Genomic DNA, 24,174 nt, shown 5'->3' on the forward strand with positions numbered 1-24,174 from the left:
CGCCGGTCCGCCCCGACTACACCTGACGGCGTGAGGCGACGGCCTCGAGGACCTCGGCGATCGCGTCCGCGATCGGCACCCCGTTCTTCTGCTCGCCGTTGCGGTAGCGGAAGGACACGGCGTTCTTGGCCCGGTCCTCCTCACCGGCGATGAGGACGAACGGCACCTTCGACTTCGAGGCGTTGCGGATCTTCTTCGGGAACCGGTCGTCGCTCTCGTCGAGCTCGACCCGGATCCCCTTGGCCTTCATCTGCGACAGCACGTCCCACAGGTAGTCGTTGAAGTCCTCGGCGACCGGGATCCCCACCACCTGCACTGGGGACAGCCAGACCGGGAACGCACCCGCGTAGTGCTCGACGAGCACGCCGATGAAGCGCTCGATCGAGCCGAACTTCGCCGAGTGGATCATCACCGGCTGCTTGCGGGTGCCGTCCGACGCCTGGTACTCGAGACCGAACCGCGCGGGCTGGTTGAAGTCGTACTGGATGGTCGACATCTGCCAGGTGCGGCCGATGGCGTCCCGCGCCTGCACCGAGATCTTGGGGCCGTAGTAGGCCGCGCCACCGGGGTCGGGCACCAGCTCGAGCCCGGACTCCTCAGCCACCTGCTCGAGCACCGCGGTCGCGACCTCCCATTCCTCGTCGGACCCGATGAACTTGTCCTTCTTGTCGCCCTCGGTGTCGCGGGTCGACAGCTCGAGGTAGAAGTCGTCAAGGCCGAAGTCGCGGAACAGGCCGAGGCAGAAGTCGAGCAGGTGCTTGACCTCGCCCGGCGCCTGCTCGGCGGTGACGTAGGAGTGCGAGTCGTCCTGGGTCATGCCGCGCACCCGGGTCAGGCCGTGGACCACGCCGGACTTCTCGAACCGGTAGACCGAGCCGAACTCGAACAACCGCAACGGCAGCTCGCGGTAGGACCGCCCGCGCGAGCGGAAGATGAGGTTGTGCATCGGGCAGTTCATCGCCTTGAGGCGGTACTCGGTGCCCTCGAACTCCATCGGCGGGAACATGGTGTCGGCGTAGTAGGGCAGGTGGCCCGAGGTGTGGAACAGCCCGTCCTTGCTGATGTGGGGGGTCCCGACGTACTCGAAGCCCTCCTCGATGTGGCGGCGGCGGACGTAGTCCTCCATCTCGCGCTTGATGATCCCGCCCTTGGGGTGGAACACCGCGAGACCCGAGCCGAGCTCGTCGGGGAAGCTGAACAGGTCGAGCTCGGCGCCGAGCTTGCGGTGGTCGCGCTTCTCGGCCTCGGCGAGCCGGTCGAGGTAGGCCTTGAGCTCGTCCTTGGTCGGCCACGCGGTGCCGTAGACCCGCTGGAGCTGCGGGTTCTTCTCGCTGCCACGCCAGTAGGCGCCGCCGCTGCGCATCAGCTTGAACGCGTTGCCGAGCACCTTGGTCGACGGCACGTGCGGGCCACGGCACAGGTCGCCCCACGCCCGTGACCCGTCCCGCTTGAGGTTGTCGTAGATGGTGAGCTGGGCGCCACCGACCTCGACGTCAGCGCCTTCCGCAGCATCGCCGGCCGCGCCGCCCTTGAGCCCGATCAGCTCGATCTTGTAGGGCTCGTCGGCGAGCTCGGCGGCCGCCTCCTGGTCGCTGACCTCGCGACGGGCGAAGGTCTGGCCCTCGTTGACGATGCGCTGCATGACCTTCTCGAGCGCTTTGAGGTCCTCGGGGGTGAACGGCTCGGCAACGTCGAAGTCGTAGTAGAAGCCGTCGCGCACCGGCGGCCCGATGCCCAGCTTGGCCTTGGGGTTGACCTCCTGCACGGCCTGCGCCAGCACGTGGGCAGCGCTGTGCCGCAGGACGTCCAGGCCGTCCTGCTCCTGGGCGGTGACCGGCTCGACGGCGTCGCCGTCGGAGAGCACGTGGGCCAGGTCGCGGAGCTCACCGTTGACCCGTGCGACGAGGACGGCGCGGTCACCCTCGAACAGCTCGGCAGCGGTCGTCTGCTCCGGCACCGATCGCTCGTCTCCAGCGACGTTGACGGTGATCTGGGCAGACATGGTGGTGGCTTCTCCTGCTGGTTGGGTGATGGGGCTGTCGGTATGCCGCGCGCGGAGGCCCGCAGGCGGCATACCGATGCTATCGGCCGCCTCGCAACCCTCGCGCGCGAGTTGCGCGCGGCCGGTCAGCTGCCGCCGCTGGCGACGACCGTCGAGGCGACGATGGACGCCGTGATGGCGGTCTGCACGTCCTGGACCGCCTTGCGCACCGCCTCCGCACCCCAGTCACCGTCGGCGACCGCCTTGCCGCGGGCCCGGACCTCGCGCTTGGGCTCGTCCGGGAACAGCTTGGGCAGCAGGTCGACCGAGTGCAGGAGGGCCACCAGGGCGCCGGTTCGCTCGTCGGGCTCGACACCACCCACCACCGTGGCCCGGACCCGGCCGAGCACCTCGCGCTCGACAGCCGGGTCGGCGAGTGGCCAGGACGTCCTCGGGAAGAGCCCCAGCACCTTGCCCTGCTCGCGGCTCAGGACTCCTTGGGCCGCGAGGTCGCTGAGCACGGCGTCCTTGAGGCTGCCGGCCCGGTCCTTCCACGCGCTCACGCCGCCGATCCGGCCGACCGCGTCCTTCGGCTTGCGGTCGTGCGACAGCCGCGCCACCTCGGCCAGCAACGGGTCGGCGACGTGGCGGGTCGTGCGGACCAGCCGTCCGGGTTTGTGCTCGGGGTCGCCGGGCTCACTCAGCCGAAGGGCACCGTCGAGGGCCAGGTCGACGATTGCCGCGCCGGCGACCGCCGCCTTGAGCTTGGTGCTGTCGATCCGCGGCCGGCCGTCCTCGTCGCCCAGGGCGAGGAGCAGGAACTCGGCGGTGAGCGGGCGTCGCGTCATGTCCTCACTGTAGGAAACGCACGCGCCCTCGACAGTGCCCGAGGGCACACAACGTGGTGGTAGACAGGCTCCATGATCGTCGTCATCGCCGGAGGCCACGGCCAGATCGCCCTGCACCTCGAGCGGTTCCTGGCGGACGCCGGTCACGAGCCCGTGGGCCTGGTGCGCAACCCCGACCACCTCGCCGACCTCGCCAAGCAGGGCGCTCGCGGTGAGGTGGTCGACCTCGAGAAGGCCACCGTCGACCAGCTGGCCGCCGCCGTGGCCGGCGCTGACGCGGTCGTGTTCGCCGCGGGTGCCGGTCCGGGCAGTGGCGCGGACCGCAAGGAGACCGTGGACCGGGCCGCTGCGGCACTGCTCGCCGATGCCGCCGAGCAGGCCGGGGTGACCCGCTACCTCATGGTGTCGGCGATGGGCACAGAGCGAGCAGACCCCGACAGCGACGACGTGTTCCAGGTGTACCTGCGGGCCAAGGGGGCGGCCGACGACGACCTCCGGGCACGCACCGCGCTCGAGTGGACGGTCGTGCGGCCCGGGCGGCTCACGGACGACGAGCCCACGGGTCGGGTGGCCCTCGGCGAGGGGCTCGACCGGGGCTCGGTCACCCGGCGCGACGTCGCCGCCGTGCTCGCCGAGCTGCTGGTCACGGGCGCGGGGCGGGGACGCACCGTCGACCTCGTGTCGGGCAAGGTGCCCGTCGAGCAGGCTGTCGCGGCCCTCGGCTCGTGACCGCGCGAATCCCTGACCCTGCCCCGGCGTGGTCCGTGCAGCAGGTGGCGTTCACCGACCCGCGGGTGCAGGCCCTCGTGGCCGCCGAGGTGCAGGACTACTACGTGCAGATCTACGGCGGACCCGACGACTCCCCCGTCGACCCGACGGAGTTCGACGAGCCGCGCGGCCGCTTCCTGCTGGGACTGGTGGACGGGTCGCCCGTCGCGATGGGCGGCTGGCGGCTGCGGTCAGAGCTCGATGCCGCCATCGGTGGCCGCTGCGCCGAGGTGAAGCGGATGTTCGTCTCCCCCACCCTGCGCCGCCAAGGGCTCGCGCGACGGCTGCTGGCCGCCCTCGAGGACTCGGCCCGGACGGCCGGCGTGGAGGTCCTGGCGCTGGAGACCGGCATGATGCAGCCCGAGGCGATCGCGCTATACCAGGGGCAGGGGTACGAGCCGACGATCCGGTTCGGCCACTACGCCGACTCCGACCTCTCCCGGTACTTCGCCAAGCGCCTCGACGGCCGCTGACGACCCGCCGACGTCATCGTCCGACGATGCGGCCAGGTGGTTTGCGGATCGGGCCGCTGTCAGTGGGCATCACCGCGGTCCTCGAGTGCACCGCCAGCTCCCGGATCAGGCGCTGGGCGTCGAGCAGCATGGCGCCGTAGGCCGGCCAGGCCCGCTCGTCCTCGAGCTCGGTGGTGCGGACCACGTTCTCCAGCTCGGTGAGGATCTCTTCGGCGGACTGCAGGTAGCCGCGGACGACGGCCTGCTCCTTCTCCCCCTCCAGCCCGAAGTGGCTCAGGGCGCCGGCGATCTCGTCGAGCGCGCCGGCATAGCTGTCGAGGAAGCGCTGGGTCGGTCTCGGCTGGTTCGCCTCGTCATCGGCGGCGTCCACGAGGGTCCGGGCGATCCCGCTCACCTGCCACTGACCGCGCCGGATCGCCTCGACCGTCTGCGCGTACCCCTCCCAGTCGACCTGCAGCCGGCGCACGTTGTCGCGTGGGTTGAACCGGGTGCTCTCCTGGCCGGTCTCGATCGAGGCGTGGATGTCCGGGGCCGACCTGAGGAGGTCGGTGCTGGTGTCGAACCAGCCCCGGGCCTGGTCGCCGTCCCAGCCCTCGCGCAGGCCGGCCGCGATGTCGTTGAGCAGCAGGCAGACCTGTCGTGTCAACGCGCGGATCTGGTCACGCGGCTGCTGGATGTGCAGTGGTGCCACCACGATCGCGTTGGTCAGCACCCCGATGACGCCGCCAGCCAGGGTCTCCACGATCGTGAGGTAGGTGAACTCCGTGTCCGTCCCACCGACGGTGATGAGCGACAGGAGCACCATGGTCGGGACCTGGATGCCGTGGTCGCCCAGCCGGCGCCACCGGCCGACGAGCAGGGCGAGCGCCATGACGGGCAACATGCTCCACCAGTGCACCCCGAGCGTGGCGCCGACCAACCAGGCTGCGCTCATGCCGACGATGACGGCCACCAGTCGCTGGGCGCTGGCAAAGAGGGAGCGCACCATGGTGCGGTCCACCACGAGGAGGGCCGCCATCGGCGCGTAGAAGGGTGCCGGGCTGTGCAGCACTCGCACCGCGAACTGCCACGCGAGGACGGTGGCGAGGGCCGCCTTGCCCATCAGCACCGCAGCGTCCCGCTCGGGTCCGGCGTGGCGGACCGCCTCACCCACGGCGCGGGCCGCGCCCCGAGCCGACTCGCGCAGGGCACCGAACCGCGGGGACGGCTTCGGCCCGTCGGCTGGGGACTCCATGCTGCTGACCCTAGGGCCACCGGACCGCTCCGTCCCCATCGCGCGATGGCACAGTTGGGGTCCGCCCCAAGATGGCTCGGGTGGGTGATCGCGCTGGGCCCGGCCCGCTGCTGTACTGGTCGCGTGCGGCGCCGTGTGCCCGCCGCGGTCGCGGCAGTTGCCCTGAGTCTGGCCTCGTGTTCGGGAGAGCCGGACGAGTCCGACGCGACCGGTGTCCGATGGGGTTCTTGCCAGGGCGTCACCGACCTGTCGGCCCCGCCGGTGCCGCCGGAGCGGTTGGCCCGGCTCAGCTTCAGCTGCGGCAGGCTCACTGTGCCGCTCGACCGCACCCGCCCGGCGGCCGGGACGTTCGTCCTCCAGCTGATCAGGGCGACGACCGGCCACGACCTGGACGCCACGCGACCGATCGTGCTGCTGGTGCCCGGTGGGCCGGCCTCGTCCGGGGTCGACAACCACGCCTTCCTCGTCGGCCGGCTGTCCGACCGGCTGCTGGCCGAGTTCGACGTGGTGGGCTTCGACCCTCGTGGGGTGAAGCACTCCAACCCGATCAGGTGCGAGCACGTGAAGCGTCCCGCCACCCTGCCCGACGTGTCGACCGACGCGGGGTATGCCGCGGCGGCCCGGGTCGTTCGGACCTTCACCGAGGAGTGCCTCACCAGCCTCGGCGACCGGGCCTCCCTCTTCGGCACCACCGCCGCGGCCGCGGACATCGACGCCATCCGCGCCGCGCTGGGACAGACGAAGCTCACCTTCGTCGGAGGGTCCTACGGAGCCAAGCTGGGGGCGGAGTACGCGCGGCTCTACCCCGGCGCCATCCGCGCTGGCGTGCTCGACGCCCCCACCGATCCGCAGACCTCGGCGGTCGTCACGGCAGAGCACCAGGTCAAAGGGTTCGAGGACTCGCTCGACGAGTTCATCGCCTGGTGCCTCGACCGGTCCTGCCCTCGGCTGACCGACGTCCGCGCCTTCATCGCCGCGCTGGTGGCCGAGGCCGACCGCTCGCCGATCCGGAGCGGGCGCCCCCAGGGCGACGAACCGATGCGCGGCAGCGAGGTGCTCGACGCCGTCGCCTCGTCGCTGTACGACGTCGACCGGTGGCCCGACCTGGCCGCCGGGCTGATCGAGGCCGACGACGGCGACTCCGGCACCCTGTGGGACCTGCGCGACGCCTCGGGCAACGACCCCGACGACACCACGGAGAGCGACGGACGGTTCGTCATCAACTGCACCGACAGCGGTGCCGCACCGACGGAGGCGGAGATCCGGAGGCTCGCCGCGCACTTCAAGAAGTCCTACCCGACCTTTGGGGTGTGGGGCACCTGGCAGCTCTTCGGCTGCTCGTTCTGGACCGCACCGAAGCACACCCTGCCGGTACCCGTGGCCGAGGCCGCACCACCGCTGATGGTGATCGGCACGATCCACGACCCCGCCACCCCGTATGCCGGCGCGGTGAGCATGACACGGGTCCTCGGCAACGGTTCGACGTTGATCACCTGGGAGGGCTTCGCCCACGCCGCCTTCACCCGCGACCCCTGCATTGACGCGCTCGTCGACGCCTACCTGATCTCCCTCAGCCTCCCGTCGGACGGCACCCGCTGCGCAGCGTGAGGCTCAGTGCTCCAACGTCAGCGTCAGGTGGGTGGTCGGCGGCTCCTTGGCGGATCGCAGGCCGGCCACCGTGACCGCGCCTGCGTCGGCCACGACCAGCTCGACGGTGCTGGGCAGCAGGACGGGCTTGGCGAACCACACGTGGGACGCACTGGGCCCGGTGGTGCCGGGGCCGAGGGCGGCCAGCGTGCGAGCCGCCGTCCACATCCCGTGGGCGATGGCGCGCGGGAAGCCCATCGCCCTGGCGGTGAGCGCACGCAGGTGGATCGGGTTCACGTCACCCGACACCGCGGCATACGCCCGGCCCTGCCCCTCGGGGACGCGGACGATGCCGGCGGGCGGCCCGTCGGGCAGTGGCGGCGCCGGCTCACCGCGGTCGACGTCGGGGTTCGGGCGGCCGCGCCGCAGGTAAGTGCTGCGACCCTCCCAGACCCGTTCGCCGTCGACGTCGACCTCGGTGACCAGGTCGACGAGCTGGCCCTTCGGATGGGGGCGCAGGTGCTCCGCGTGGACGGTGAGGTCGATGAGGTCGTCGGCAGTGAGCCGGCGGTGCACGGTGATCTGGTTCTCGAGGTGGACCAGCCCCGGCAAGGGCAGCGGGAACGACCGGTCGGCCATCAGCGCGACCTGGAGGGGGAACCCGAGGACGTGCGGGTAGGTGTGCGGGAGCACGTCGCTCCCCCCGAACCCGCAGACCCGTTGGTAGCCGAGCAGGTGGTCACGGTCGACGACGACGCCCTCGCGACGCAGCGCGGCGTCTGGGAGGTCGCCCCGCCGACCGCGCTGCGTGAGCGCTGCCTTCGCGAACAGCGGTGCCAGAGAAGGTGACTCGGTCAGCGTGCGGACCGCCACGTCACGCCCCCAGCAGGCTCTGGCCGCACACGCGGACCACGTTGCCGGTGACGCCCGCGTTCGCGTCCTGGCTGAACCACGCGATGGTCTCGGCGACGTCCACCGGCAGACCGCCCTGGTTGAGCGAGTTGAGCAGCCGGCCGACCTCGCGGGTGGCGAAGGGGACCTTGGCGGTCATCTCGGTCTCGATGAAACCCGGTGCCACGGCGTTGACCGTGATGCCCCGAGCCCGGAGGCCGTCGTCCGCCGCCAGCGCGTCGACGAGTCCGATCACCCCGGCCTTGGACGCTCCGTAGTTGGTCTGGCCGCGGTTGCCCGCGATGCCGGCGATCGACGACACGAGGACGACGTGGCCGCCGTCGCGGATGCCCCCGTCGGCGAGCAGCACCTCGTTCATCCGCAGGATCGACCCGAGGTTGACGTCGAGCACCGACGACCAGCGGGCCTCGTCCATGTTGGCGAGCAGCTTGTCGCGGGTGATGCCGGCGTTGTGCACGACGATGTCGAGACCGCCGTGCCGGGCGGTGGCGTGGTCGAGGATCTGGCGTCCGGCGTCGTCAGCGGTGACGTCGAGCTGCAGCGCCGTGCCGCCGACCCGGTTCGCGGTGCGGGCCAGCGAGTCGCCGGCGGCAGGGATGTCGACGCAGACGACCGTGGCACCGTCACGGGCCAGCACGTCCGCGATCGAGGCACCGATCCCCCGGGCGGCCCCGGTCACGACAGCGACCTTGCCGGCCAACGGCTTTGCCCAGTCGGCGGGCTCGGTGGGCGTGCCCGGCCCCACGCGCACCACCTGACCGTCGACGTATGCCGCGCGGCCCGACAGCAGGAAGCGCACCGCCGCGTCGGCATTGGCCTCCGCACCGTCACCGACGAGGACGAGGTTCGCGGTGGCTCCCGCACGGAGCTCCTTGCCGATGGACCGGGTGATGCCCTCGAGAGCCCGTCGCGTCGCCGCCTGCGCGAAACCGTTGGCACTGCTGGGCTCCCGGCCCACCACGATGACCCGACCGCTGGGACGCAGGCCCTTGAGGGCTGGCGCCACGAGCGCCCGCAGGGCGTCGAGGTCGCTCGGTTCTGCGGCCTCGGTGAGGTCGGCGACGACGGCCGCGACCCGGTCGCCGTCAGCCAGCTCGTCCACCGTGTCGATCCCCTCGCTCTTCAGCAGGGCACGCACGCGTTCCGCGACGGGTGCCGGGCCGAGCCCACCGACGAGGACGGACCCCTCCACGAGTGGCTCGCCCACGGCATACCTGCGCAGCGTGGCGGGGCGAGGCAGCCCCAGCTGGGTCGCCAGCTTTCTGCCGACCGGGCTGTTGACGAGGCCGGCGTAGGTGCCCGCCATCACGCGGCCTCGAGGATCGCCATGACACCCTGGCCACCCGCGGCGCAGATCGAGATCAGGCCACGGGCACCGGATCCCTTCTCGTGCAACATCTTTGCGAGCGAGGCGACGATGCGGCCACCCGTCGCTGCGAACGGGTGACCGGCCGCGAGGGACGACCCGTTGACGTTGAGCCGGTCGCGGTCGAGCGCTCCGATTGGCGCGTCGAGGCCCAGCCGGTCGCGGCAGAACTCCTCGCTCTCCCAAGCGGCCAAGGTGGTGAGCACGGTGGCGGCGAAGGCCTCGTGGATCTCGACCAGGTCGAAGTCCTGCAGCTTCATCCCCTGGCGGGCCAGCAGGTGGGGCAGGGCGTAGGCGGGGGCCATCAGCAGGCCCTCGTTGCCGGTCACGTAGTCGACGGCGGCCGTCTGGGCGTCGACGAGGTGCGCGAGCACGGGCAGCCCGCGCTCCTGGGCCCACTCGTCCGACCCGAGCAGCACGGCAGAGGCACCGTCGGTGAGCGGCGTGGAGTTGCCCGCCGTCATGGTCGCGCTCTCACCCCTGCCGAAGACCGGCTTCAGGGTGGCGAGCTTCTCGACGGTGGAGTCGGGGCGCAGGTTCTGGTCGCGCGTCTGCCCGAGGAACGGCGTCATCAGGTCGTCGAAGAAGCCCCGGTCGTAGGCGGCGGCGAGGTTGTGGTGGGAGGCCGCGGCGATCTCGTCCTGGGCCTCGCGGCTGATGCCCCACTGCTTGGCGGTCTGGGCCATGTGCTCACCCATGGACAGCCCGGTGCGGGGCTCGACGTTGCGCGGGATCTCGGGCACCAGCTGGCTGGGGCGCAGCCCGGTGAGCGCCTTCACGCGCTGCCCCGGGGTCTTCGCGCGGTTGAGCGTCAGGAGCGTCTCGCGCAGGCCCTCGTTGACGGCGATCGGCGCGTCCGAGGCGGTGTCGGTGCCACCCGCGATGCCGGACTCGATCTGGCCCAGCGCGATCTTGTTGCCCACCAGGATGGCCGCTTCGAGTCCGGTGCCGCAGGCCTGTTGCACGTCGTAGGCAGGGGTGCGGGCAGACAGGCTCGACCCCAGCACCGACTCGCGGGTCAGGTTGAAGTCGCGGGCGTGCTTGAGCACCGCACCAGCGGCGACCTCGCCCACCTGCTCCCCCGCCAGGCCGTGCCGGGCCACCAGGCCCTCGATGGCGGCGGTCAGCATGTCCTGGTTCGAGGCCTTCGCGTAGGCGGCGTTCTGGCGCGCGAAGGGAATCCGGTTGCCGCCGATGACGGCAGCCCGACGGGGCTGGCCGGAGGTCCGGGACACGGATCGGGATGACGACGCTGAGGGGGACACGGGGTGCTCCTGAGGTGGGTCGGACTGTGGGGCAAGTAACTGATACGGACAGTAGCAGGTACACCTAGTACCTGCTACTGTCCAGCGTTGTGACCACGACCACGCAGCCGGCGAGCCCGGCTCCCGACGGCCGCAGCACCCGGTGGGACCAACACCGGGCAGCCCGCCGCCGCGAGCTGGTCGACGCGACCCTGCGCGCGATCCGCCAGCACGGGGCAGGCGTGGGGATGGACGACATCGCCGCCGTGGCCGGCACCTCGAAGACCGTCGTCTACCGCCACTTCACCGACCGCCAGGGCCTGTATGCCGCGGTGTCGGAGAGCGTCGACGCGCTGATCCTGCGCAACCTGGCGCAGGCCACCGGCGCGGCCGGTGACGACCTCGCGAGCGCGGACTCCTCGCCGCGGGGGCTGATCGCCGGGGCCATCGACGCCTACCTCACGCTGGTCGAGAAGGACCCGGAGGTCTACCGGTTCGTGGTGACCGCTCCCCTGCTCGACCAGCCGGCAGGAGACCCGGCGGCGCCGGTGACCGGCCACATCGCGGCACAGATGTCCCTCGTGATCGCGGAGGCGCTGGCCCGCGCCGGACGCGACGCCGCACCCGCAAAGGTGTGGGGTGCCGGCCTCGTGGGGATGGTGCGCGCCGCGGCCGACCAGTGGCTGGCGGAGACCGACGCGATGAGCCGACCAGAGCTGACCCAACACCTCACCGACCTGGCCTGGGGCGGGCTCTCCGCTGCCTGGCCCGACGAGACCCCCTGACCTGAGCAGCACCGACCCAGGAGCTCCCCATGACCACTCTCGCCACTGCCCTCCAGAAGACCCTCGACGGTCGCTGGGCCGCGATCCGCGACGAGGCCAGGACCGACCTCGACCCGGAGCGGTTCGCCCCTCCCAGCGAGCCGCTCGACCTCGAGTCCTACCGGGCGCGGATCGCCGACCAGGTGCAGGCGCTGGCCGCCACCGGCCACCCCAAGCGCGGCTTCCCCAAGGCCATCGGCGGCAACGGCGACCTGGGCGGTTCGGTGACCGCCTTCGAGCTGCTCGGCCACGCAGACCTGTCGCTCATGGTGAAGGCCGGGGTGCACTGGGGACTGTTCGGAGGGGCGGTGGCGAACCTCGGCACCGAACGCCACCACACGGCATACCTCCCCTCGATCATCGACGCGACGCTGCCGGGCTGCTTCGCGATGACGGAGACCGGGCACGGCTCCGACGTGCAGTCGCTGGGCACCACCGCCACCTACGACCCGGCCACCGACGAGCTCGTCGTCCACACGCCCGACCTGCGCGCCCGCAAGGACTACATCGGCGGGGCCGCCCGCGACGGACGGATGGCCGCCGTCTTCGCCCAGCTGGTCACCGAGGGCGAGAGCCACGGGGTGCACTGCGTCCTCGTGCCGATCCGCGACGAGTCCGGTGCCGCCATGCCTGGCGTGACGATCGGCGACTGCGGCGCGAAGGCCGGGCTGCCGGGGGTGGACAACGGCCGCCTGTCGTTCGACCAGGTGCGCGTGCCGCGGACCAACCTGCTCAACCGCTACGGCGACATCGACGAGCAAGGCGCCTACACCTCGCCCATCGACAACCCGACCCGTCGGTTCTTCACCATGCTCGGGACGCTGGTGCGCGGACGGATCAGCGTGGCCGGTGGTGCCGGCGCGGCCACCCGCACCGCCCTGACCCTGGCCATCACGTATGCCGGTCACCGCCGCCAGTTCGCCCCTCCCGGCGGCACCGACGAGGTGATCCTGCTCGACTACCGCGTGCACCAGCGCAAGCTCCTGCCCGCGCTCGCCAAGTCCTACGCGTTGCAGTTCGCCCAGAACGAGCTGGTCGGGCTCATGCACGACGTGCAGTCGGCCGGTGATGCCGCCGACGACCACCAACAGCGCGAGCTCGAGTCACGGGCGGCGGGCACGAAGGCGGTCGCGACGGCCCATGCGACCGCGACGATCCAGGTGTGCCGGGAGGCCTGCGGCGGCGCCGGCTACCTGGCGGTCAACCGACTGCCCGCCCTCAAGGCCGACACCGACGTCTTCACCACCTTCGAGGGCGACAACACCGTGCTGCTGCAGCTCGTCGCCAAGGGGCTGCTCACCAACTACCGCGACGCGTTCGGCGACCTCGACACCCTGGGCATGGTGCGGTTCGGGGCTCGGCAGTTCGCCGGCGCCGTCATCGAGCGCACCTCCGCGCGGGGCCTGATCCAGCGCCTCATCGACTCCGCACCGGGCCGCGACAGCGAGAAGGGCCCGACCGACCGCGGCTGGCAGCTCGACCTCTTCGAGGACCGCGAGAAGCACCTGCTCGAGACCCTGGCGCTGCGCCTGCGCAAGACCGGCAAGCCCGGCGCCGAGCTCTTCGACGTCTTCAACGACGCCCAGGACCACGTGATCGAGGCGGCCCGCGCCCACGTCGACCGCACCATCCTCGAGTCGTTCGTCGCGGCCATCGACCGGTGTGACGACCCGTCAGCCGCCCAGACGCTGTCGCGGGTGTGCGACCTCTACGCGCTGAGCAGCATCGAGGCCGACAAGGGTTGGTTCCTCGAGCACGGGCGGATCACCCCGGCGCGCAGCAAGCAGGTCACGGCCGCGGTCAACGACCTGTGCGCGGCGCTGCGCCCGCACGCCCAGGAGCTGGTCGACGCGTTCGGGATCCCGAAAGCCTGGCTCGGCACCGAGCTGCTGTCCCCCCTCGCCTGACCGGCCCGTCTGCCCGCACTTGTTGCCACCTGAGCCTCACCAGACCCGCCAATCGGCGGGTCCCTGCCCACCCAGTGGCAACACGTGCCGGTATGCCGCGTGGCTCAGCCGCGGAGCAGGGTGCGGCCGTCGTCGGTGACCGTCCAGAACGGGTTGTGGGCGACCTCCCACGGGTGGCCGTCGGGGTCGATGAAGATCCCCGTGTAGCCACTCCACGACGTGTCGGCACCGCGGCGACCGATGACGGCCCCGGCGGCCTCCGCCTGGTCGAGGACCTCGTCGACCTCCGCCGGACTGCGGAGGTTGAGGGCCCGGGTCACCCCGCCCCACCCACCGTTGTCCTCGACGACGGAGTCCTCGGCCAGCGCGCCACGGTCCCACAACGCGACCACCATCCCTCCGCACTGGAAGAAGGCGACCCCGTCGTCGTCGTTGCCCCGCTCCCAGCCCAGGGCGGTGTAGAAGCGCTCGGCCCGGTCGAGGTCGGAGACTCCCAGGGTCACCAGCGAGAGTCGTTGCTCCACTAGGCGTTCCACCACGGTCGCAAGGGCAGGTCAGACTGGCCCCGGTCGTCGAGCTTGACGGCCAGCACCTGGTGGAGCTGCACGATGTTGCGCTCGAAGCCCACCCGCGAGCCGGCCATGTAGAGGCCCCACACCCGAGCCGTTGCCTCGCCCACCTCGTCGACGCAGGCGTCCCAGTTGTCGACCAGGTTGGCGCACCAGCCGGCGAGGGTGCGGGCGTAGTGCTCGCGGAGGTTCTCCTCGTGGCGGACCTCGAGACCTGCGTCCTGGGCGGCGGCGATGATCGTGCCCGAGCCGGTCAGCTCGCCGTCGGGGAACACGTAGCGGTCGATGAAGGNGCGCAGGTGGTTCTTGATGAAGGCGAAGTAGGCCGGGTAGTTGCGCACCCCGATGTGCTCGGTCAGCCCGATCGAGGAGATCGCGTCGAACCCGGTCTCGTGGATGTCGCGGTAGTCGCTGTGACGCACCTCGGCCAGGTCCTGCAGACCCTCACGGCGGATGGCCTCTTGCGCCCAGCTCGCCTGTTCGGCCGAGAGCGTGGCGCCGACGACGTGCACGCCCCGCCGCGCGGCATACCGGACCATCCCGCCCCAGCCACAGCCGATGTCGAGGAGCCGGTCGCCCTCCTTGAGCCGGAGCTTGTCGAAGACGAGGCGGTACTTGTTCTCCTGTGCCTCCTCGAGGGTGGCGCCGTCGTGCGGGTAGCACGCGCAGGTGTAGGTCATCGACGGCCCGAGGACGTACTCGTAGAACGTGTTGGACACGTCGTAGTGGTGGTGGATCGCCTCGGCGTCGCGGGTCTTGCTGTGCCGCAGGCCTTCGGCCACCCTGCGCCAGCGCGGGAGCGCCTCCTGCGGGGGAGGCGGCGGCGGCTTGAGCAGCTCGACACCGAGCGACCGGGCGATGGCCGCGGCGGTCTTGGGCGGCGGCATCCGGAAGTGCAGGTTGCCCATCGCGTCGAGGAGCTCGTAGGGGTCGCCGGGGTGGACCCCGGTGAGGTCGAGGTCGCCGGCCACGTAGGCGCGCGCCATGCCGAGGTCGCCGGGCGCGGTGGCGAGGTAGCTCGCGCCCCGCGGTGACTTGAGATCGAGGCCGTAGGGGGCGTCCTCCGGGCCGGTGGCGGAGCCGTCGAAGGCGGTGAACCGCAGCGGCACGTCGTCGGCGGTCACGGCATCGAGGATCTCAGCCATCGACAGCTTTTCGGGGCCCGGGGAGCTGTGCTGGGAGTCGGTCCGGTTGGTCCTGAGAATCGTCACTTGCGTTGCACCGCCTTGGAGTAGAGGTCAAGCAGTCGGGACTTCGGGTCGTAGCGGCGCTTGAGGTCGGCGTAGGTGTCGCCGCCGTAGAGGCGCCAGAACTGGGCTTCGTCGTAGTAGGCGTCGGAGTAGAGGGACTTGTGCCCGTCGAGGGCGGTGACCTGCTCCTCGATGAGGCGGTTGGCCGCGCCGTCGGGCTCGGCCGGGTCGCGGGGCACGCTGGACCAGAAGCCGACGTTGACGTAGGTCTGGCCCGGCTTCAGCGGGTAGAGCGGCCACTGGTCCTTGCTGCGGACCGGGCAGAGCCAGATCGGCTCGATGGGGATCTCCCGCAGGAACCAGTGGACGAACTCGGCGGTCCGCCCCAGCGGCACCTCGATGTCCTGCACGACGCGCTCGCGCGGCGGGCGGCCCTTGCGCGCCTCCAACCGGTCGGCGACGTCGAACCGGTGGTCGAGCGCGATGAGCTTCCAGTAGAACGAGCTGCGCCGGTAGCGACGCGGCCAGAGCCGGCGCACGCGAGGATTCTGCGCGCCGAACGCCCGGCTGCACCAGAACCAGTCGGTGTCCCAGCGCCAGAGGTAGTCGTGGATCGTGAGCCGGTCGACCTTGGGCAGCGGCGAGCCGTGCTGGATCGAGCGGTAGTAGACCTGCTGGCCGGTGTAGTCGCTGACCGGTCCGGGCTGGGCCGTCTTCCTGCCCAGGGTGAGGTAGGACTCGGTCGCGGAGAACACGACACCGTCGAGGTAGTCGACCCGCTCCCCCTCGTGCTCCCCTGCGTCGCAGATCCGGCCCATCGTGGCGACGAGCGACTCGACGTCGTGGAACCGGACGTGGCGCAGGGCGACGAAGGGGTCGACCGGCTCGAGCGCGATCCGCAGCCGGGTGGCGTAGCCGAGCGTGCCGTAGGAGTTGGGGAACCCGTGGAAGAGGTCGGCGTGCTCCCCCTCCGGTCGGGCGGTGACGATCTCGCCCGCCCCGGTGAGGATGTCCATCTCCAGCACCGACTCGTGGGGCAGACCGCTGCGGAACGAGGTCGACTCGATGCCGAGCCCGGTGACGGCGCCACCCAGGGTGATGGTCTTGAGCTGGGGCACCACGAGCGGCGCGAGGCCGTGCGGCAGGGTCGCCTCGACGAGGTGCTCATAGGTGCACATGCCCTGCACGTCGGCGGTGCGGGCCTGGGCGTCGACCGCGATCACCTGGTCGAGCAGGGCGACGTCGAGCCCGGGCGCGTCGGTGCGCGCGCGGGCCCGGAAGAGGTTGGAGGTCTTCTTGGCCAGCCGCACCGGGGCATCGAGCGGGATGGCCGCGTAGCTGGCAGCAAGACGACCCACGGCGGCGTCGTGGCGCGCACGAGCGTCCGTGGGAGCCTTCACGATCCGCCCAGTCCCAGCGGAGACGAAGTCCGGCACACCCTGACCTTATGCCGCCGTGCCGACACTCGTCACGCAAGTTGTCAGCACCTGGTCTCCGGGCAGCTCAGCCCGCATCGACAGCGCCGTCCGGAGCGACTGCCGTCACCTCGTCGCCGACGCGCACGACGCCCGGGTGACGCACGGCGGCATACACCCCCGGGCAGTTGCGGGCGGTGCCGGTGACCTCGAGCTCGACGCCGCCGGTGACGAGAAGCCCACCGATGGCTGCCTCCAGCTCGACCGGGGTGAGCGACACCACGAGGTTGGCCCGGGTGTCGGGCGCGACGTCGGCAGCCGCCACGACGTGGACCGCCGCCTTCTTGCGCCGGTCGCCGGCCAGGCCTTCGGAGTCGACGGCGGCCTCCTCGAGGTCACGGCCGGGCTCGCCGCTGACCGGATAGACGTGGAGCTCGGTCACCTCGGCCACGGTCACATGCCTTCCGGTGCGGAGGCGAGGGCTTCCTCGATGGCCCGGACGAGCCGGGTGGCCGAGTCGCGGGTCAGCTCGACGGCCAGCCGGGCCCCCGGGCCGCGCGAGGGGTCGGCGAGGTCGATGTTGAGGGTGTGCTCGGCCATCGCGTGGGCGGGGTGGTCGTAGTAGACGGTGGCGTCGGTGACGTGGAACCACGGGCCTCCGGGACCCTTGGCGCTGCCCTGGACCTGCTCGGAAACCGTTGCGTAGGTGCACATCTCAGCTCTCCCGTCCGGCGAGGTGGGTGTCGAAGAAGGACGCGATCCGCTCCCAGCCGTCGTTGGCCGCGGCGACGCGGTAGCTCGGGCGGTCGGTGGCGAAGAACGCGTGGCCGGCCTCGTCGTAGGAGTGGAACTCGTGGGGCTTGTCGAGCTCGGTGAGGCGCTGGTCAAGCTCCTTGACGTGCTCGGGGCTCGGCGTCTTGTCCTCCTTGCCGAAGAGTCCCAGCAGCGGCGCCCTGAGGTCCGGCAGCTGGTCGACGAGGTTGGTGACCTTCAGCGGGTAGCCCTGCGGCGGCTCGCCCGTGACGAAGGCGCCGTAGCAGTCCACCGCCGCGTCGAGGTCGAGGCGGCACGCGGCGAGCACGGCCTGCCGGCCGCCTGAGCAGTGCCCGATCACGCCGACAGAGCCGTTGCTGGTCGCCAGTGCCCGCAGGTATGCCGCGGCGGCACCGACGTCGTCGACCAGCCTTGCGTCGGGCACGCCACCCTGCGCCCTGGCTGTCGCGGCTGCGTCGGACGGGTCTGCTCCCGGGGCCTCGCGGCTGTAGAGGTTGGGGCAGATCGCGTCGTAGCCGAGCTCGGCGAACCGGCGCACCACCTCCTTGGTGGCCCGGTCGTAGCCGGGCAGGTGGTGGATCACCACCACTCCCCCACGGGTGTGCTCGCCGTCGGGACGGGCGAGGTAGGCCTCGACCTCCGCGTCGTCGGCGCCGGTGAGGAAGACGGTGGTCGCACTGAGGGAGTCGCTCACGTCTCGGATGCTATGCCTCGCCCGCCACGTCGGCCCTGACACCCGCCATGAGGCCAAGGCCCGACCCGCTGCCCACTGCCCACTGCCCACTGCCCACTGCCCAGGATGACAATGCGGGGCGGTGCGCTTGCTTCGGGCGCCGCCCCTCCCTACAGGGGTGTGGGCGGGGCGGCTACGCGGCGTGGGCAAGTGGGGGTGCAGGCCCCAACCGCGCTGTGATCACAGTACCGAGCACGATCTGGACGGCGACCCCTTGCGGTCCTAGTCCAGGTGCGCTGACTCCCTCGCCATGGAGGCTCACCTCCCTCGTCATGGAGGCCCGGATCCCTCGCCATGGAGGCCCCGCGACTGGGTCCACCGTTCGGCCGAGGCGGGATCCACCGAACGGTCAGTCTATTCAGTGGCAAACCGGGACAGAAGCGGATCTGGCAATACCGGCCCCATACCAAGTGATGACTCTTTCTTGACCTGGCCCTAACCTCCGAGTTGGGGGCCGGATCGACTTCGGGGGAAGTCGATAGCGGCAAGGAGGGGCAGGGCTTTGGTGGGTCCGGTTGCTTGCAGGGGGAACGCGACCGGGCCCACCAAAACCTCAAGGATCGAACGACGCAGTCTCGGCCCCGTCCCCCGCAGGAGGCCCCGGCTCCGGCCCAAGGGCGATGACGCGTCTACCTGCGGGAGAACATCGCATCCTGGGCGTACCCGTCGTGAGGGAGCCCGGTGTAGGCGTCCGTCTGGGGCGAGACAGCCCACCGGTTCAGCCCGGTCCAGACCACGTTGACGTGGTCGTCGGAACCGACCACGAGACCGGTGTAGTCACCGTCGAAGACGTTGCAGTCCTTGCCGGTTGCGTCGACCACGGGCGGGTCGGTGTAACCGTCCGGGCCGCAGATGCGGGGCCAGGCGCTCTGAGGCACGTACTGTCCGCTCCAGTGCGTCACGGAGATGTCGACCTGTTCCGTCGGTTGACGCCCAGCGCCGTTGGGCACCAGCACCTCACGGCCGGTGATCACCGCGGCCCCGCCAGCCGGGGTGCGCGGCGCGACAGTCAGCAACACGTGGTTGAAGGTGTCGTCGCGGTCATCGCCGGGATCGGCCATGTTCTCGTTGGAGTCGTAGGCCACCACGAGTGAGCCGTCGGAGCGGAAGTCCGCCCAGGGGAACCACTGGTCACCCGCAGAGCCGTCGAGGGTGATCCGTGGCGTCCACGACGCCCCGCCGTTCCAGCTCTCAGCCAGGTAGATGTTCGTGTTGGTCACGGCATCGCACGGGTTGTAGTCCGGAGCTGAACCCGGGATGTCGTTCAGACAGCTGGCAGGGGCGTTGTCGTGCACTCCCGCGAAGTTGTCGTTGTAGACGACCGCCCAGTGCTGTGTGTTGGTCGGGTCGGCCGTGATGGTGCCCGGTGACTGCCACCGGATCTGGTGTCCCGTCACGGTCTGGCGCCCGATGACGCTGAACGGGGTGTCCGCAGCGCCGTCCTCGAGCGGGGCGATGACGACAGGCGCGCCGAACGTGGCGCCACCGTTGGTGGACTTCACCGCCAGCAGGGTCTGCTCGTACTCGCCCGCCGTCTCCCAGCCCGCGTCGACGTTGCCGTTGGCGAAGTGCACGACCAGGTCACCGTTCGTGGCGACCTCAGGGATCGGGAAGCTGTCCTCGTCGCACTCCCCTGCCGGGCCCGCGCTCTGGGCGCTGCAGACCGGGTTCGTGCCAGAGATCTCCTTCGGGTTGGACCAGGTCCTGCCACCGTCGTCGGAGTAGGCGAAGTACACCGGGGACTCGTTGTACGAGCCCTGGAGCCCGTTGAGGTACCGCGCCGCCACGAGGTAGGCGCGCCCGTAGAACGGCGAGCTCGGGTGGTTGTCGACGGTCAGCCATTCCTTGTCGAAGAACAGCGCGCTGTTGGCCGGGCCGATGCCGGCCCCCTTGCCCTTCATCACGGTCACAGGCTCGTTCCACGTGATGCCTCCGTCGGCGGACCAGCTGACCGAGACGTCACCCTGCGACACGTAAGGGCCGCCCTGGCCACCGGTGTTCTCCAGCTGCGCCATCATCGCCCAGCCTGTCTCTGCCGAGCTCCCGGACAGCTTGCCGTTGAACGCCGGTGACGGATCACCGGCACCGTTGCCGCTGACGAGCGGGACCTGGCCGTCGACCCACGTCGACCCCGCGTCCATCGAGGTGAAGAAGCCGGTTGGGACCAGCGCCTGCCTCACACCGGTCGAGTTGTTGAACCGGTAGAAGTAGTCGTTGGATCCCGCAAGAAGGTGGGTCGGCACCTTGGGGTTGACCGCGATCGCGAGCTCGTTGTCCGGGTTGAAGTCCTGACGATAGGGCTCGGTGTCGTTGCACGAGATGTCCATGGCGCCGGCGGGGGTGCCGTATGCCGCGCCGGCAGCGACGCTGCAGCGGTACCTCTCGATGGCTACCTTGCTGAACTGGCCGCTGCCCCCCGTGGTGCTGCCCCCGTCACCGGGGTCGAGCACAGGTCGGACGACCATGCGGAAGGTGGAGAAGGGCCGATCCCGCGCCTCCGCGGGGGCCACGTTGACCAGGGCTACCGTCGCGGCAACGGCGACGCCCGCCACAAGAGTTCTGGACGCCATGACGCCTCCCAACACGCACCCGGTCGGGCCTCCAGTGCCGTCGGTTTGCGGGTGCGCCCACCCGTCATCGTCGCCCCAAGTCACAGTCGCCGCGTCCACCAAAAGGCGCAGGAGAGTGCAAACCACCCGTGACGCAGGCACAAGACGACTTTCGTTGGCGACCGCAACCATCAGGTACACAGCCGACCCATAGTTCCGAACCGCGTGACGGATCACCCGGTGGGTCTCGTCAACCCGCGTCGGCGTCCATCCATCCGAACGTGTGCCCGCAGTCGAGGCAACGGTGTTCGTGGCACCGTCCGCGTTGCTCCACGAAGGCCACTCGGTGCCCCGACACCCGGCAGATGAACGGGTGCGTGACCCGGGTGAGGCCCTCCTTCGCGAGCAGGAAGCTGTGCCCGCAGTCGCAGCCGTACTCGATGAAGCCGCTCCGGGCGGTGACCTCGTGGACGGCGTGGCCGAACACGCCGCACAGATAGCGGACCCGCTTGGGAAACGCCGCCAAGGGCTCGTGGGGGTCGTCGTCCACGGCGAGGAGCAGCGGATGCCCGCAGCGAACACACATGTACTCGTTGTGTCCGGCGCGTCGGTCGATGCGGATGTAGGTGTGATGGCGGAGGAAGCAGCCCAGCACGTGGCGGGTGTGGCTGACCCTGCCGTCCTCGAACAGGAACGGCTGGCCGCACCGTCGGCACCGCGGGTTGCCGGCGGCGACCGTTCGGTTGTCGATCTCGTGGCCGAAGACCGCGCACGACCCCGTTGAGGGCGCGGCGACCGGCGGCACGACGGCCGGGGCGGCGGGCGCGGCCACGGATGTGACAAGTGGTCGTTGCATGGTCGGCTCCTCGGCTTCCACGTTTGTCGCTCGGGTGGTTGATCTCAGCAGCATGGCGACCAGCGTCAGCCGTCCGCATCCGCGCCGGGGGCCATCCGTGTGGCCGCGTGGCCGACACCGTTGTGGACCAGAACACGACTGTGGACCAGAACACGACGGTGGACCAGAACACGACGGCTGGAGGCTGGACCGCCAGCCAGCATCAGCCCCAGAACCCTTGGGCCACCAACGCGATCAGGGGTGGGACGCTCGATCCCACCGTTCCCCGGATGCTCCCGCCACGGGGGTGCCACTTGCCGAGCAGATCGGCGAGTCCCATGGCCAGGCTCGAGAGCAAGAGGTACCTTCCGAGCCCCGATACAGAACGCCCAGAGCTCAACGTCGATCCGATGGGTGAACTTGACTCCCAGGAGGTTCTTGGCCCACGGCCGGTCGAGTCAGAGCAAGGATCGGATCCTCTTCAAGGCCCATCCCGAGCCGCCCAACCGCAGGGCTGCTTCTCTCAGTGATGGGTCGCGCGGCCGCTCACCGCGAGTCCCCGGGCGGCAGAGCCGGCAGCCCGCCCGGTGCTCCTCTGGTGATCAGGGCGTCGATCGCGTCCATGTCGACGCACCCCTCGACCAGGTCAGCCAACAGATCGAGCCGGGCCTGCCGAGCCGCCTCGAAGCTGACTCCACTGGCGGTGTGCGGGCGGCCCACCCGCGCGGCCACCTCGCCCAGGAGCGCATGCCGGAAGCCGTCGGACTCCAAGCTGCCGTGCACCATCGTCCCGAGCACGTGCTGTCGGCGGGCGCCGCCGAAGAACTCCTCTTCGCCACCGGTGGTGGTCACCCCGTGGTGGATCTCGTAGCCGGACACCGCTGCGCCCAACGCCGTTCCCTGCGAGAGGCGCAGGACCTTCTCGCGCGCGAACGTGGTCGTGGTGTCGAGCAGCCCCAGTCCTTCGACCACCGTCCCGGCCGCGCCCTCGACACCATCCGGGTCGCTGATCGTGCGTCCAAGCATCTGGAACCCGCCGCAGATGCCGAGCACGGGGCGTCCGGCGGCGGCGTGGGTGACGACGGCACGGTCGAGGCCACGATGCCGGAGCCAGGCCAGGTCCGCGATGGTCGCCCGGGTCCCGGGGAGCACGACGAGGTCCGCGTCCGCGAGGTCCTGTGGTCGGGACGCGAACCGCACGTCGACGTCGGGCTCCAGCCCGAGGGCGTCCAGGTCGGTGAAGTTGCTGATCCGTGGGAACCTCACCACCGCAACCACCAGCGGGTGCTCGGCGTCGGCCGCTCGTCCCGCGAGGTCGAGGCCGTCCTCCGAGTCCAACCACACGGCGGGGCTCCACGGGATCACCCCGAGCACCGGGCGACCTGTGATGCGTTCGATCTCGCGGTTGGCCGGTTCGAGCAGGGTCTCGTCCCCCCGGAACTTGTTCACCACGAACCCGGCCACCAGTCGCTGGTCCGCCGGCTGGAGGAGCGCCACGGTGCCGTGCAACGCGGCATACACACCGCCTCGGTCGATGTCTCCGACGACGATGACCGGCATGTCGGCGTGCCGCGCCAGCCCCATGTTGATGTAGTCGTGCTCCCGCAGGTTGATCTCGGTGGGGCTTCCGGCGCCTTCGCAGACGACCACGTCAAAACGGCATACCAAGTCGTCGTATGCCGCGAACGCCGCCTTCGCGAGCGACCCTCGCGACCCTGCGAACTCGGCTGAGGAGATCAGGCCGGCCGGGTGCCCGTTGAGGATGACGTGGCTGCGCCGATCACTCCCCGGTTTGAGGAGGACGGGGTTCATCGCCACCTCGGGCGTGGCCCCCGCAGCCACAGCCTGGATCCACTGGGCGCGGCCGATCTCGGCGCCGAGCCCGTCCGGGCCGGCGACGACCATCGAGTTGTTCGACATGTTCTGGGCCTTGAACGGAGCCACCCGGACCCCGCGGCGGGCCAACAGCCTGCACAGCCCCGTGGTCACCACACTCTTGCCGGCGTCCGACGTCGTCCCGGCGACCAGCAGTGACCCCTTCACGGTGCTCAGCCTACGAACCCACGGCGGGGATCCCGAGGCCGCCCCAATTGTCCCTAGACGGACCCACGCCGGAGGAGAAAGATCAACCGGTGACGGCAGCGCCGTCGGGGCGCTGCCCCGATCAAGGGAGCACGTCGTGTACGCACGTACCACCACGATCCAGGCGGATCGCTCCAAGGTCGAGGACGGGATCGCCCACGTCCGGGACCAGGTCTTCCCCGCCGTGACAGCCATGGACGGCTGTGCCGGCATGTCGCTGCTCGTCGACCGCGAGTCGGGCCGCTGCATCGCCACGACCTCGTGGGAGTCGGAGGCCGCCATGCAGGCCAGCGCCGAACAGGTGAAGCCCCTGCGATCCGACGCGGAGGACACCCTTGGGGCGACGTCCAGCGAGGTCGCGACCTGGGAGGTCGCCGTGATGCACCGCGACCACGCGAGCCCTGATGGGGCCTGCGCTCGCATCACGTGGCTCAGTGGGGACCAGGGACTTGCCGACCGGGCCATCGACGTCTACAAGACACTCATCCTTCCGACGCTGCAGGAGTGGGACGGGTTCTGCAGCGCGAACCTGATGATCAGCCGGGACTCCGGCCGCATCGTCGGCACGGTGACCTTCGAGACGCGGGCCCAGCTCGAGGCCACGCGCGAGGCGGCCAAGGACCTTCGCCACCGGGCCAGCGAACGGCTCGACGCAAAGGTCGACGACGTGGCCGAGATGGACGTGGCCATGGCCCACCTGCACGTGCCTGAGCTGGTCTGACTCCACGGTCAAACCGCGGTCGTGCGCCGTCGGGTCACCATGCGGTGCACTCGACGGCGCGCGCGACTAGGCGTTGACGCCTGCATGTGGCTTCTCAGGGCTCCCCAGCCCATGCATGTCCAGTGTTCGATGAGTCGCCCACGGCAAGACCGAGCCAGCTCC

Annotated in this window: 21 protein-coding genes and 1 pseudogene; 6 read left to right on the top strand and 16 right to left on the bottom strand. The window is 70.7% G+C overall.

Annotated elements, in window-relative coordinates; genetic code table 11:
- Positions 1-16: 16 nt before the first annotated feature.
- Entirely contained in the window at positions 17-2,002 is a 1,986-nt protein-coding gene (thrS, locus tag ASG95_RS11540) for a threonine--tRNA ligase (protein ID WP_057377547.1), read from the bottom strand.
- Between the two features lie 125 nt (positions 2,003-2,127).
- Positions 2,128-2,829 carry a GPP34 family phosphoprotein gene (locus tag ASG95_RS11545; protein WP_057377548.1) on the bottom strand — a complete coding sequence of 234 codons (702 nt, stop codon included), beginning with the start codon at positions 2,827-2,829 and terminating at the stop codon, positions 2,128-2,130.
- A 72-nt stretch (positions 2,830-2,901) separates the two neighbouring features.
- On the opposite strand from ASG95_RS11545, the gene ASG95_RS11550 reads away from it, so the two are divergent.
- Both ASG95_RS11550 and ASG95_RS11555 read left to right on the top strand, forming a co-directional pair.
- Entirely contained in the window at positions 2,902-3,558 is a 657-nt protein-coding gene (locus ASG95_RS11550; protein ID WP_057377549.1) for an NAD(P)H-binding protein, read from the top strand.
- Positions 3,555-4,070 (top strand): GNAT family N-acetyltransferase, encoded by a 516-nt coding sequence (locus ASG95_RS11555; RefSeq protein ID WP_200961905.1) that lies wholly within the window; start codon positions 3,555-3,557, stop codon positions 4,068-4,070. The genes ASG95_RS11550 and ASG95_RS11555 overlap by 4 nt, the downstream gene beginning before the upstream one ends.
- Positions 4,071-4,083: 13 nt before the next feature.
- Here the strand turns inward: ASG95_RS11555 and ASG95_RS11560 are convergent, their stop codons facing one another.
- The gene (locus tag ASG95_RS11560) at positions 4,084-5,304 is read right to left on the bottom strand and encodes an aromatic acid exporter family protein (protein WP_057377550.1); all 1,221 of its coding nucleotides are present in this window, start codon (positions 5,302-5,304) and stop codon (positions 4,084-4,086) included.
- A gap of 123 nt (positions 5,305-5,427) precedes the next feature.
- Between ASG95_RS11560 and ASG95_RS11565 the strand changes: the two genes are divergently transcribed.
- Positions 5,428-6,912, top strand: a complete 1,485-nt coding sequence (locus ASG95_RS11565; RefSeq protein WP_162259399.1) for an alpha/beta hydrolase — start codon at positions 5,428-5,430, stop codon at positions 6,910-6,912.
- A gap of 3 nt (positions 6,913-6,915) precedes the next feature.
- Here ASG95_RS11565 and ASG95_RS11570 read toward each other — a convergent pair whose 3' ends face one another.
- The 3 genes from ASG95_RS11570 to ASG95_RS11580 are packed head-to-tail and all read right to left on the bottom strand — an operon-like array spanning position 6,916 to position 10,434.
- On the bottom strand, positions 6,916-7,764 hold the full coding sequence (locus ASG95_RS11570; protein WP_057377552.1) for a MaoC/PaaZ C-terminal domain-containing protein: 849 nt from the start codon (positions 7,762-7,764) through the stop codon (positions 6,916-6,918).
- Between the two features lies 1 nt (position 7,765).
- Positions 7,766-9,109 (bottom strand): 3-oxoacyl-ACP reductase, encoded by a 1,344-nt coding sequence (locus ASG95_RS11575; RefSeq protein WP_057378870.1) that lies wholly within the window; start codon positions 9,107-9,109, stop codon positions 7,766-7,768.
- Positions 9,109-10,434 carry an acetyl-CoA C-acetyltransferase gene (locus ASG95_RS11580; RefSeq protein ID WP_082592509.1) on the bottom strand — a complete coding sequence of 442 codons (1,326 nt, stop codon included), beginning with the start codon at positions 10,432-10,434 and terminating at the stop codon, positions 9,109-9,111. The genes ASG95_RS11575 and ASG95_RS11580 overlap by 1 nt, the downstream gene beginning before the upstream one ends.
- Before the next feature lie 89 nt (positions 10,435-10,523).
- Between ASG95_RS11580 and ASG95_RS11585 the strand changes: the two genes are divergently transcribed.
- Together ASG95_RS11585 and ASG95_RS11590 are read left to right on the top strand one after the other, a co-directional pair.
- A complete protein-coding gene (locus tag ASG95_RS11585; protein WP_057377554.1) occupies positions 10,524-11,198 on the top strand; it encodes a TetR family transcriptional regulator in 675 nt (224 codons plus the stop codon).
- Positions 11,199-11,227: 29 nt separating this feature from the next.
- The gene (locus ASG95_RS11590; protein ID WP_057377555.1) at positions 11,228-13,144 is read left to right on the top strand and encodes an acyl-CoA dehydrogenase; all 1,917 of its coding nucleotides are present in this window, start codon (positions 11,228-11,230) and stop codon (positions 13,142-13,144) included.
- Positions 13,145-13,248: 104 nt separating this feature from the next.
- Here the strand turns inward: ASG95_RS11590 and ASG95_RS11595 are convergent, their stop codons facing one another.
- The 10 genes and pseudogenes from ASG95_RS11595 to ASG95_RS11635 all read right to left on the bottom strand — a co-directional run bounded on the left by ASG95_RS11595 (position 13,249) and on the right by ASG95_RS11635 (position 23,252).
- Entirely contained in the window at positions 13,249-13,683 is a 435-nt protein-coding gene (locus tag ASG95_RS11595; RefSeq protein WP_235543777.1) for a VOC family protein, read from the bottom strand.
- Positions 13,668-14,005, bottom strand: a 338-nt coding sequence (locus ASG95_RS22060) for a class I SAM-dependent methyltransferase (protein WP_235543779.1), incomplete at its 5' end; no start/stop codon positions are given. The genes ASG95_RS22060 and ASG95_RS11595, both read right to left, overlap by 16 nt.
- Position 14,006: 1 nt before the next feature.
- Positions 14,007-14,858 (bottom strand): annotated as a pseudogene (locus ASG95_RS22065) (class I SAM-dependent methyltransferase); the annotation flags it as partial.
- Positions 14,859-14,920: 62 nt separating this feature from the next.
- Positions 14,921-16,339, bottom strand: a complete 1,419-nt coding sequence (locus ASG95_RS11605) for an FAD-binding oxidoreductase (protein WP_235543788.1) — start codon at positions 16,337-16,339, stop codon at positions 14,921-14,923.
- A 67-nt stretch (positions 16,340-16,406) separates the two neighbouring features.
- Positions 16,407-16,769: a hypothetical protein gene (locus tag ASG95_RS11610; protein ID WP_200961906.1), complete on the bottom strand. Its 363-nt coding sequence runs from the start codon at positions 16,767-16,769 to the stop codon at positions 16,407-16,409.
- Positions 16,770-16,771: 2 nt separating this feature from the next.
- The gene (locus ASG95_RS11615) at positions 16,772-17,032 is read right to left on the bottom strand and encodes a DUF6295 family protein (protein WP_057377558.1); all 261 of its coding nucleotides are present in this window, start codon (positions 17,030-17,032) and stop codon (positions 16,772-16,774) included.
- A gap of 1 nt (position 17,033) precedes the next feature.
- Entirely contained in the window at positions 17,034-17,786 is a 753-nt protein-coding gene (locus tag ASG95_RS11620; protein ID WP_057377559.1) for a dienelactone hydrolase family protein, read from the bottom strand.
- A 668-nt stretch (positions 17,787-18,454) separates the two neighbouring features.
- Positions 18,455-20,395, bottom strand: a complete 1,941-nt coding sequence (locus tag ASG95_RS11625) for a sialidase family protein (RefSeq protein ID WP_157581980.1) — start codon at positions 20,393-20,395, stop codon at positions 18,455-18,457.
- Between the two features lie 229 nt (positions 20,396-20,624).
- Positions 20,625-21,230, bottom strand: a complete 606-nt coding sequence (locus tag ASG95_RS11630) for a hypothetical protein (protein ID WP_157581983.1) — start codon at positions 21,228-21,230, stop codon at positions 20,625-20,627.
- 525 nt (positions 21,231-21,755) lie between these two features.
- A complete protein-coding gene (locus ASG95_RS11635) occupies positions 21,756-23,252 on the bottom strand; it encodes a cobyric acid synthase (protein WP_057377562.1) in 1,497 nt (498 codons plus the stop codon).
- 136 nt (positions 23,253-23,388) lie between these two features.
- Here ASG95_RS11635 and ASG95_RS11640 point away from each other — a divergent pair, with 136 nt between their 5' ends.
- Positions 23,389-24,012, top strand: coding sequence for an antibiotic biosynthesis monooxygenase (locus ASG95_RS11640; RefSeq protein WP_057377563.1), 624 nt, complete (start codon positions 23,389-23,391; stop codon positions 24,010-24,012).
- Positions 24,013-24,174 lie beyond the last annotated feature (162 nt).

The organism is Phycicoccus sp. Soil803 (assembly GCF_001429685.1).
Lineage (GTDB): Bacteria > Actinomycetota > Actinomycetes > Actinomycetales > Dermatophilaceae > Pedococcus.

Bases quoted from the DNA above. Each gene is read 5' to 3' on its own strand.
- ASG95_RS11615 (WP_057377558.1), bottom strand. From the start codon at position 17,032: ATGTGCACCTACGCAACGGTTTCCGAGCAGGTCCAGGGCAGCGCCAAG.
- ASG95_RS11575 (WP_057378870.1), bottom strand. From the start codon at position 9,109: ATGGCGGGCACCTACGCCGGCCTCGTCAACAGCCCGGTCGGCAGAAAG.
- thrS (WP_057377547.1), bottom strand. From the start codon at position 2,002: ATGTCTGCCCAGATCACCGTCAACGTCGCTGGAGACGAGCGATCGGTG.
- ASG95_RS11560 (WP_057377550.1), bottom strand. From the start codon at position 5,304: ATGGAGTCCCCAGCCGACGGGCCGAAGCCGTCCCCGCGGTTCGGTGCC.
- ASG95_RS11630 (WP_157581983.1), bottom strand. From the start codon at position 21,230: ATGCAACGACCACTTGTCACATCCGTGGCCGCGCCCGCCGCCCCGGCC.
- ASG95_RS11625 (WP_157581980.1), bottom strand. From the start codon at position 20,395: ATGGCGTCCAGAACTCTTGTGGCGGGCGTCGCCGTTGCCGCGACGGTA.
- ASG95_RS11545 (WP_057377548.1), bottom strand. From the start codon at position 2,829: ATGACGCGACGCCCGCTCACCGCCGAGTTCCTGCTCCTCGCCCTGGGC.
- ASG95_RS11590 (WP_057377555.1), top strand. From the start codon at position 11,228: ATGACCACTCTCGCCACTGCCCTCCAGAAGACCCTCGACGGTCGCTGG.
- ASG95_RS11550 (WP_057377549.1), top strand. From the start codon at position 2,902: ATGATCGTCGTCATCGCCGGAGGCCACGGCCAGATCGCCCTGCACCTC.